8 protein-coding genes and 1 pseudogene are annotated in these 8,516 nt (G+C 63.2%); all 9 read right to left on the bottom strand.

The window, feature by feature from the left end:
• Window positions 1-77 precede the first annotated feature (77 nt).
• Window positions 78-1,340 (bottom strand): amino acid ABC transporter permease, encoded by a 1,263-nt coding sequence (locus tag C8N34_RS25230; protein WP_108131000.1) that lies wholly within the window; start codon window positions 1,338-1,340, stop codon window positions 78-80.
• Window positions 1,341-1,457: 117 nt separating this feature from the next.
• Window positions 1,458-2,474, bottom strand: coding sequence for an amino acid ABC transporter substrate-binding protein (locus tag C8N34_RS25225; RefSeq protein WP_054303820.1), 1,017 nt, complete (start codon window positions 2,472-2,474; stop codon window positions 1,458-1,460).
• 222 nt (window positions 2,475-2,696) lie between these two features.
• A complete protein-coding gene (locus C8N34_RS25220; protein ID WP_108130999.1) occupies window positions 2,697-3,404 on the bottom strand; it encodes an ATP12 family chaperone protein in 708 nt (235 codons plus the stop codon).
• Window positions 3,404-4,450 carry an RluA family pseudouridine synthase gene (locus C8N34_RS25215; protein ID WP_108130998.1) on the bottom strand — a complete coding sequence of 349 codons (1,047 nt, stop codon included), beginning with the start codon at window positions 4,448-4,450 and terminating at the stop codon, window positions 3,404-3,406. Before C8N34_RS25215 ends, C8N34_RS25220 begins: the two co-directional genes overlap by 1 nt.
• The gene (gene crcB, locus C8N34_RS25210) at window positions 4,447-4,821 is read right to left on the bottom strand and encodes a fluoride efflux transporter CrcB (protein WP_108130997.1); all 375 of its coding nucleotides are present in this window, start codon (window positions 4,819-4,821) and stop codon (window positions 4,447-4,449) included. Before crcB ends, C8N34_RS25215 begins: the two co-directional genes overlap by 4 nt.
• Entirely contained in the window at window positions 4,818-5,471 is a 654-nt protein-coding gene (gene yihA, locus C8N34_RS25205; protein ID WP_054303816.1) for a ribosome biogenesis GTP-binding protein YihA/YsxC, read from the bottom strand. Before yihA ends, crcB begins: the two co-directional genes overlap by 4 nt.
• Entirely contained in the window at window positions 5,468-6,214 is a 747-nt protein-coding gene (locus tag C8N34_RS25200; protein ID WP_108130996.1) for an MOSC domain-containing protein, read from the bottom strand. Before C8N34_RS25200 ends, yihA begins: the two co-directional genes overlap by 4 nt.
• A complete protein-coding gene (gene yidC / locus C8N34_RS25195; protein ID WP_054303814.1) occupies window positions 6,211-8,010 on the bottom strand; it encodes a membrane protein insertase YidC in 1,800 nt (599 codons plus the stop codon). The genes C8N34_RS25200 and yidC overlap by 4 nt, the downstream gene beginning before the upstream one ends.
• 127 nt (window positions 8,011-8,137) lie before the next feature.
• Window positions 8,138-8,425 (bottom strand): annotated as a pseudogene (locus C8N34_RS25190) (EAL domain-containing protein); the annotation flags it as partial.
• Window positions 8,426-8,516 lie beyond the last annotated feature (91 nt).

Below are 8,516 nucleotides of genomic sequence, written 5' to 3'. Positions count from 1 at the left end.
TGAAACGCGCCCCTCGCAGCCGTCAACGCCATGATTTATATGCGAAATATCACGATTACGACAGCGAAATCAGCGACTTACTTGGAGAATGTGGGGTAAATGCCCATCATCAGCAGCATGCACTCCAGCTCTTTCCCGGTCTGGTTCAGCGTGATGCCGCCCAGCGTGCCGCGCAGATCCATGTAGGAGACGGCAATCGCCAGCGAGGTGTTCTTGGTCAGGTTCAGGTATTGGCTGATCAGCGGCGGGATGATCACCCGCAGCGCCTGGGGCAGAATGACCAGCCGCATGGTGCGGGCGGGGCGGAGGCCTAGGGCCGACGCGGCCTCGGATTGCCCGCGCGAGATGGCCATGATCCCGGCACGCACGATTTCTGCGATAAAGGCAGCGGTATAAAGCGCCAATGCCAGTGTCAGGGCGGTGAAGCTGTGCAACACCGTGATGCCGCCGGTGAAATTGAAGCCCTTGAGCTCGGGCACCACGAAGTGCAGGCCGAGCGCCCAAAGCAGGATGGCCGAGGGCAGCACGAGGATCAGCAGGTTTTTCCACCATGTCACCGGGCGGACGCCCGTTGCATCCTGCGTGGCATCGGCCTGCTGCTTCAGCCGCCGGGCGGCGAAGATCGAGCCGCCAAACACCAGCAGCAACGCCAGCAGATTCAGCGAAACCTTGAAGATGCCGAGGTCAATGGTGCCGAGGCCGCCCTCGTTCGGGTCGGCGTCGCATTCTTCACGCGGCTTGCCGATGCAGAACTTCGGCTCGGGAATGTCGGTGCCGCGGTTGGTGACGGCGATGATGCCGAACAGCATGGAGGCCTTCGGCGCCTCATCCGCCGCCTGCATTTCCGGTGTCACGCGGAAATCGCGCGGGCTGGGCGTGGTTTCCGACAGGATGGTGGCTGCCAGCAGAATCCACAGCAGAACCGGCACGTTGCGGAACATCTCGACGTAGACGGTCATCAGGCGCGAGATGATCCAGTTGTTCGACAGTCGCAACACACCGACCACCACGCCGATGATGGTGGCCAGCACACAGCCGACCACGGCGGAAAGCAGCGTGTTCAGCAGGCCGATGAAGGCGGCGCGGGCATGGGTGCTGTCGTTAGTGTAATCGACAAGCCTTTGGTTGATGTCATACCCCGCACGGGACAGCAGGAACCCGAAATCAAAGGTCCGGTCCTTCGCGGCGAGGTTCTGGATCGTGTTGTTCAGAAGCCAGGACAGAAACAACATGAACAGGATCAGCACAACCACCTGAATGGTCAGCGACCTGTAACGCGTGTCGTAGATAAGCATGCTCAGCCGAAAGGAATCTTTCGGCGCATCCTGAACGAAAGCCATATATTTTATACCCCCTGAAGCCTGCCTTGCCCGGGTTGGCCGGTGCTTTGTCTGTGCAGGCAGTTCGGTCGTGTTGGACGCGGGCGCGCCCGAAGCCGCGCCCGTATCGTTTTCAGATCAGCGGAACGGCGGGGCGTATTGCAGGCCGCCCTGGGTCCACAGCGCGTTCAGGCCGCGGGCCAGACCGATCGGGGTGCCCGAACCGATGTTCGCCTCGAAGATCTCGCCATAGTTGCCGACCGCGGCAATGGCGCGCTTGGCCCATTCCTTGTCGAGGCCCAGCTTCTCGCCCAGTTCACCCTCGACGCCCAGCAGGCGCTTCACTTCCGGGTTCTGGGTGGTCGAGGCGACTTCCTCGATGTTGGCCTTGTTCACGCCGTATTCTTCGGCAGCGACCAGCGCGTAATAGGTCCAGCGGACCACATCGCCCCACTGGTTGTCGCCATGGCGAACCAGCGGACCCAGCGGCTCTTTCGAGATGATTTCCGGCAGGATGATGTGGTTTTCGGCATCCGGCATCGAGGCGCGCGAGGCGGCAAGGCCCGAAGCGTCGGTGGTGTAGGCATCGCAGGCGCCTGCCAGATACTGACGCTGGCCTTCCGAATCGTCAGCCACGGTGACCGGCGTGTAGGTCATGTTATTGGCCTTGAAGAAGTCGGCCAGGTTCAGCTCGGTCGTGGTGCCGGTCTGGATACAGACCGTGGCGCCATCCAGTTCCTTCGCCGAGGACACGCCCAGGTCTTTCTTCACCATGAAGCCCTGACCGTCATAGTAGTTCACGGCGACGAAATCGAACTTCAGGTCGACGTCACGCATGAAGGTCCAGGTCGAGTTGCGGACCAGCAGGTCAACCTCGCCCGAGGCCAGCGCGGTGAAACGGGTTTCGCCGGTGGTGGGGATGTATTTTACCTTGGAAGCGTCGCCGAGCACTGCCGCCGCGACCGCCTTGCAAAGCGCCACGTCGAAGCCCTGATAATTGCCGTTGGCGTCGGGCGCGCCGAAGCCGGTCAGGCCGACGTTCACGCCGCAGATCAGTTCGCCCCGGGCCTTCACGTCATCCAGCGTCGCGGCGCCGGCGATGCCAGCGATCAGCGCGGTGGCCGAAAGCGTGCCAAGGAATAGCGATTTTTTCATGCGTACCTCTTCCTGAGTGTCCACCCTTTGCGGGCGGTGTTATGGCCCCGTACGGAGCAGAAGACTGAGGGAGGCTTCCCTCTCAGTGACGGGCAGTTTCGTGTAAAGCGCTTTGGGCCGTCAAGTGAAACCGAGTTGATAGCGCAAACTGTCCCTGCGCGGGCAGTTTGCGCAGGGATCACGAAAGATGCGTCACATCTGCCCGGAAATTGGGCAAGATTGTTACCCACACAATGCGTAGAAACGGGCGGCGTCCTCGACCGCCTGGCGTTTGACAGCCTCGGCCTCAGCGGCCTCGGCATCTTCGCCCCATTGTTCGATCTGCCAGTGTTCATCGATTCGGCTGAGATCGAAGGCTTCCGCCGGGCTCAGATGCCCGTCGGTCACGGCAAGGCCCAGAACGGCAGAGCCGGTAATGGCAATCAGGTCGTGCAGAGCCGCCAGCTGGAATTCGTTCTGCGCGAAAATCGCGGCGCGCAGGGCAGCAAGGCTGGCAGGGTCTTGCGCGATATGCATGACGCCTGAGGTGGCGATCAGGGGTGCGCCATGGCGTTGCTTCGCCCAGTCCAGCAATGGGTCCCAGCCCGCAGCCTGCCGAGCGATCAGCGCATCCGGCCCTTCGGCACGGTAGCACAGCAGATCCGTTCCTGCATAATCTGCAAGCATATCGGCCACTTGCGAGAATTGCGGGCGCACCTTATCAATGGCGGAATTGGCGGCGCGCGTGGCGGGCATCGTCTCGGGGCGCACCTGCCCCTGCTGTGCGTCCCATTCCGCGGCGATGGCGGCAGCCAGTGTGCGGGTGGGCAGCACCAGAGCCGCCTTGGCCGGGGTCTTCACGGCGCGGCCATTCAGATGAACGGCAAAGCCGCCGTCCACAGGTTCGGCGCTCGCCGATTTCCAGAAACGTTTGGGGGTCCAGTCGCTCATCAGTGCAGCTTTTCGAACGGGTCTTCCGGCACGTCGCCCTCTTTCCAGTCGAGCAGCTTCCAGGTGCGGGCCATATGCTCGGGCAGGGGGGCGGTGAAGGTGATCGGTTCCTTGGTGATCGGATGCTCGATGCTCAGCCGCCGGGCATGCAGGTGCAGCTTGCGCGACAGATCACCGCCGGTGCCAGCGCCCCAGCCATCGCCCAGATTTTCAGCGTCCGAGCCACCATACTTGCCATCCCCGAGAATCGGATGACCGAACTCGGCCATATGGGCGCGCAGCTGGTGGGTACGGCCGGTGATCGGCTCCAGCGCCATCCAGCTCAGCCGGGTACCAAGGAACCAGAGTGTGAAGTAATCGGTCTGCGCCCGCTTGGCATCGGGGTAATCACCAACCTTGGCGGGATGGATGCAGACCATCTTCTCGCCCTCGCCACCCCGGCCACGGCCCGGTGCCTTCATCAGCGCATATTTGATCGAGCCCTGCTTGGGCTGGGGAACGCCCGCGACGACGGCCCAGTAAATCTTGCGGGTATTGCGGTGGCGAAACGCCTCGGACAGGGCGCGGGCCACCCGGTCGGTGCGGGCCAGAACCAGGACACCCGAAGTATCCTTGTCCAGCCGGTGTACCAGCTTCGGCCGGTCCTTGTAGCCGAATTTCAGCGCCTCGGTCAGCCCGTCGACATGCCGGTCGCCCTGACCCGAGCCGCCCTGCGAGGGCAGCCCCGGCGGCTTGTTCAGCACGATGATATGCTCGTCCCTGAAGATCACCGCATCCTGGATCATCCGCGTATCTGCTGCGCTGACGCCATCGGGGCGCGGCCGCGAGGGGGCGTCATTTTCCGGCAGCGGCGGCACGCGGATCACCGTACCCGGTGCGACGCGATCCGCCGCTTTTGCGCGCTTGCCATCCACCCGTACCTGCCCGGTGCGGCACATCTTTTCGACCGCGCCCTGAGTCACATGCGGAAAGCGGCGCTTGAACCAGCGGTCGAGCCGCTGTTCGCCCTCATCCTCGGAAACGGTCAGCAGTTTCACACCGCTCATGTCAGAATGCTCCGCGTCAGGTGGACGGCCAGCACAAAGGCCGCCAGTGCGATCAGGACCGAGGCCGCGACATAGAGCGCCGCCGCAGTCATCAGGCCGCGCTCGGCCAGCGCGACCGTATCCATGGAAAAGGCAGAAAAGGTGGTGAAGCCGCCCAGAAGCCCGGTCATCAGCAGGGGCGCCAGATGCTGATGCCCGCGATGCGCCAGCGCCACCATCAGCACGCCCATCGCCGCCGAACCCAGCACATTCGCCGTCAGCGTATGCCAGGGGAAGCCGCTGCCCAGCAGGCGCTGCATGCCCAGATTGACGCCATAGCGCAGGCTCGCCCCCATGGCGCCGCCAAGCGCGACCTGCACCAGCGCGTTCATTCCAGCCCCGCGACGATGGCGCGCAGGGTGGCGATGCCGTCACCCTTTTCCGAGGAGGTCATCACGATCTCGGGGTAGGCCGCCGGGTGCTTTGCCAGCGCGGCGCGCACCTGATCGAGGTTCTTCTCGCGTTCCGGGCGCGACAGCTTGTCCATCTTGGTCATCACGACCTGGAAGGTGACGGCAGATTTGTCGAGAAGCGTCATGATCTCGTCATCGACCGATTTGACGCCATGGCGGCTGTCGATCAGCACGAAGGCGCGGCGCAGGGTCTGGCGGCCTTGCAGATAGGCCTTCAACAGCGTCTGCCACTTCTGCACCGTCGAAACCGGCGCTTCGGCGAAACCATAGCCCGGAAGGTCAACCAGATAGCGGCTTTCGCCAAGGGCGAAATAGTTGATCTCCTGCGTCCGCCCCGGCGTGTTCGAGGCGCGCGCGAGGTTCTTGCGGCCGGTCAGCGCATTGATCAGGCTGGATTTCCCGACGTTCGAGCGACCGGCAAAACAGACCTCCAGCCGGTCTGCCGGCGGCAGGCCGGGCATGGCAACCACGCCTTTCACGAAATCGACCGGACCGGCGAACATCAGCCGGCCACGTTCGCGCGCGAAATCATCAGGCTCTTCGGCAAGCGGGAAGGGCAGGGCGGTCATTGGATGGTTACCTCCATGCCGGGGGCAATCTCGCCCCCTTCGACGACGACGGCGTAAACGCCGAAATCCTGATGCCCGAAGGCACTGCGCAGCCCGGCCAGCGTATCGCCTTCAATGCGTCCGGTCACGGGGTTGGCCTTGGTGGCATTGCACCGCTCGATCCGCTCGCGCACTTCCAGCAGCGCGTCGCCAATCCGCAGCCTGCGCCCGACCAGATACCATTCCGCCCAGGGCTGCCAGCCCTCGACCCAGAGATTGCCGCGCCAGCGCAGCGGCGACAGGTCCATCCCCATCCGCGCGCCTAGATTGGTGCTGGAGGCCAGATTCAGGATCGAGACCGACGGATAATCGGTATCCGACATGATCCGCCCGGCGCTGACAATGCGTTCAGGCATCGCCCGGCCTGCGGGGTTCAGTTCGCGCACCCAATCCAGAAACCGCGGCAGGTCGGCTGCATCATCGGGCCGGAAGGTCAGTGGTTCACGTTCCGGGTGGGTGAGCGTCACGGTTGCAGTCGATTCGTCCAGCGCGGCATTGATCGCCATCAATGCAGGCGCCTTGGACCCCCGCGCGAAGTTCACGCAAGGATTCCAGCCCTCGACCAGCCGGGCCGCATCATGCGCCACAGCCCAGTGCCGGTCCCACGGCAGACCGGCACCCGCCGAAAGCCGAACGGACGCGAGGCTCTCGCGTCCGTGGCTCTTGATCGGATGTCGGCAGATGGTGTTCAGCCGTGCCTTCATTTCTTGCCCTTCGCTGGCTCGGGCTGTTTCTTCGAAAAGCCCGCCTTGATGTTGCCGAAGATATCCGGCTTGTGGCCATGGCTGCGCATGATCAGGTACTGCTGGATGAAAGTGATCGTGTTGTTGGTGATCCAGTACAGAACAAGACCCGAAGCAAAGCTGCCCAGCATGAACATGAACACCCAGGGCATCCAGGCGAAAATCATCGCCTGCGCCGGATCGGCGGGTGCCGGGTTCAGCTTCTGTTGCAGCCACATCGAGATGCCCAGCAGGATCGGCAGCACACCAATGAAGATCATGGCGAGGAAGGTGCCATGCGCCGGGGCCGCCCAGGGCAGCAGCCCGAACAGGTTGAACAGCGACGACGGATCGGGCGCCGACAGGTCGTTCAGCCAGCCGAAGAACGGCGCCTGACGCAGTTCGAGCGTGACAAAGATCACCTTGTAAAGGCTGAAGAAGATCGGGATTTGCAGGAAAATCGGCAGGCAGCCCGCTGCCGGATTGACCTTCTTTTCCTTGTAAAGCTGCATCATTTCCTTTTGCAGCTTCTGCTTATCCTCGCCCGCGCGTTCCTTCAGCGCCTCCATCTCGGGCTGAAGCTCTTTCATCCGCGCCATCGAGACATAGGATTTGTAGGCGAGCGGCAGCACGAGGATCTTCAGCACGAAGGTCAGTGCGATGATGGCCAGCCCCATGTTGCCGATCCAGCCGTGCAGGTGGTGCAGCAGCCAGAAGATCGGCTTGGTGAAGAAGAAGAACCAGCCCCAGTCAATCGAATCGATGAAGCCCGCGATTCCGTCGTTGTTCTGGTAGTTCCGGATGGTTTCCCATTCCTTTGCACCGGCGAACAGGCGCGACGAAACTTCGGTGCTGGCCCCCGGTGCCACGGTGACAACCGGCATCCGCGTCTCGGTCTGATAGATGTCGGACTGGGCGTTGTATTTCACCACGGCGGTGTAGGGTTTGCCCTGCTCAGGGACCAGAACGGTCATCCAGTATTTGTCGGTAAAGCCCAGCCAGCCGTCGGCGGTGCCCTCGGTCACTTCGGCCTGCGCGCCTTCGCGGGCGACCTGCGGCAGATCGGCGACATCCTTGTACTTGATCTCGGCCAGCTTGCCGTCAGTCCGGCCGACAACGCCCTCGTGCAGTACATAGAAACTTTGCAGATCGGCCGGTTTGCCGTGGCGCGCTACCACGCCATAGGGTTGCAGCGTCGCCGTTTCGGTGCCCGTGTTGGCAACGGAATCCGTAACGGTGAACATGTAATTGTCATCAACGGCCAGTTGGCGCGTGAAGGTCAGGCCCTTGCCATTCGCCCACTCCAGCGTGACGGGCTTGCCCGGCGCCAGCGTATCGCCGCCGACCTGTTGCCATTCCGTCGTGGCGCCAGGCACATCCGCGAAATCCAGCGTCCCGCCCGGCGTCCAACCGTAAAGGGCGTAATAGGCATGCGGCTCGCCGACCGGGGTCAGCAGGCGCACGATATCCGATTTCGGGTCGATGGTCGCGTGGTAGGCTTTCAGCGACAGGTCATCAATGCGACCGCCCAGCAGCGACACCGAGCCCGACAGCTTCGGCGTGTCGATCTTCAGCCGGGGCGCCTCGGGGACGGGGGCGACCTCGGGCTGTGCCTGCGTCGCCGTTGCTGTCGCGGCGGGCGCCGTCGCAGGCTGGGTCGCGGCAACGGGATCGGCCGTCGGCGCCGTTTCTTCCGGCGGGAACAGCACGAACCACACGAGGATCACAAGGAAACTCAGCGCCGTCGCCAGAATAAGGTTCTTGTTCTGATCGTCCATCTGCGATCCCCACCGTGTCGCTTGAAAAGGCTGACCCGGGCGTGGGTCAGGCGTGGTTCAACAGAAGGGGGGAGAAAAGGTCAAGCGGTTTTCCCGGCGCGGGGTGGCCAATGGCAGCCTCGCGGCGTCATTTCGTGGCCCGTGTGCCGATTCGTGGCAGCGGCCGGCGATTTGCCTGATGCCGGGCGATCCAGTCCTGCACCTGATCGAAGGGCATGGGGCGGGCGATGCCGAAGCCCTGCACATGGCGACAGCCCAGTTGCGCCAGCATCGCATGCTCGCCCGCCGTTTCCACCCCTTCGGCCAGGGTGTCGAGGTCAAGCTGTTTCGCCAGAGACAGAATGGCCGCGACCATCTTCTGCTGGCCGGGGTCGGCGTCGATCCGTGTCACAAAGCTGCGGTCGATTTTCACCTGCATTCCCCAAGTGGCGTGTCGTTTGAGGTGAAGATCGCCTGTATCCGAGCGCTAGACAAGGATTTTCTGCCGCAAGCGGCACCTGCGGTCG

This window comes from Gemmobacter caeni (genome assembly GCF_003054195.1).
In the GTDB taxonomy this organism is placed as follows: domain Bacteria; phylum Pseudomonadota; class Alphaproteobacteria; order Rhodobacterales; family Rhodobacteraceae; genus Gemmobacter; species Gemmobacter caeni.
Note: the sequence above shows the minus strand (reverse complement) of the source record. Positions and strands in the feature narration are given on the sequence as shown.

Coding starts and splice junctions, on each gene's coding strand:
- C8N34_RS25215 (WP_108130998.1), bottom strand. CDS start 4,450: ATGAGCGGTGTGAAACTGCTGACCGTTTCCGAGGATGAGGGCGAACAG.
- C8N34_RS25230 (WP_108131000.1), bottom strand. CDS start 1,340: ATGGCTTTCGTTCAGGATGCGCCGAAAGATTCCTTTCGGCTGAGCATG.
- yihA (WP_054303816.1), bottom strand. CDS start 5,471: ATGACCGCCCTGCCCTTCCCGCTTGCCGAAGAGCCTGATGATTTCGCG.
- C8N34_RS25225 (WP_054303820.1), bottom strand. CDS start 2,474: ATGAAAAAATCGCTATTCCTTGGCACGCTTTCGGCCACCGCGCTGATC.
- crcB (WP_108130997.1), bottom strand. CDS start 4,821: ATGAACGCGCTGGTGCAGGTCGCGCTTGGCGGCGCCATGGGGGCGAGC.
- C8N34_RS25200 (WP_108130996.1), bottom strand. CDS start 6,214: ATGAAGGCACGGCTGAACACCATCTGCCGACATCCGATCAAGAGCCAC.
- yidC (WP_054303814.1), bottom strand. CDS start 8,010: ATGGACGATCAGAACAAGAACCTTATTCTGGCGACGGCGCTGAGTTTC.
- C8N34_RS25220 (WP_108130999.1), bottom strand. CDS start 3,404: ATGAGCGACTGGACCCCCAAACGTTTCTGGAAATCGGCGAGCGCCGAA.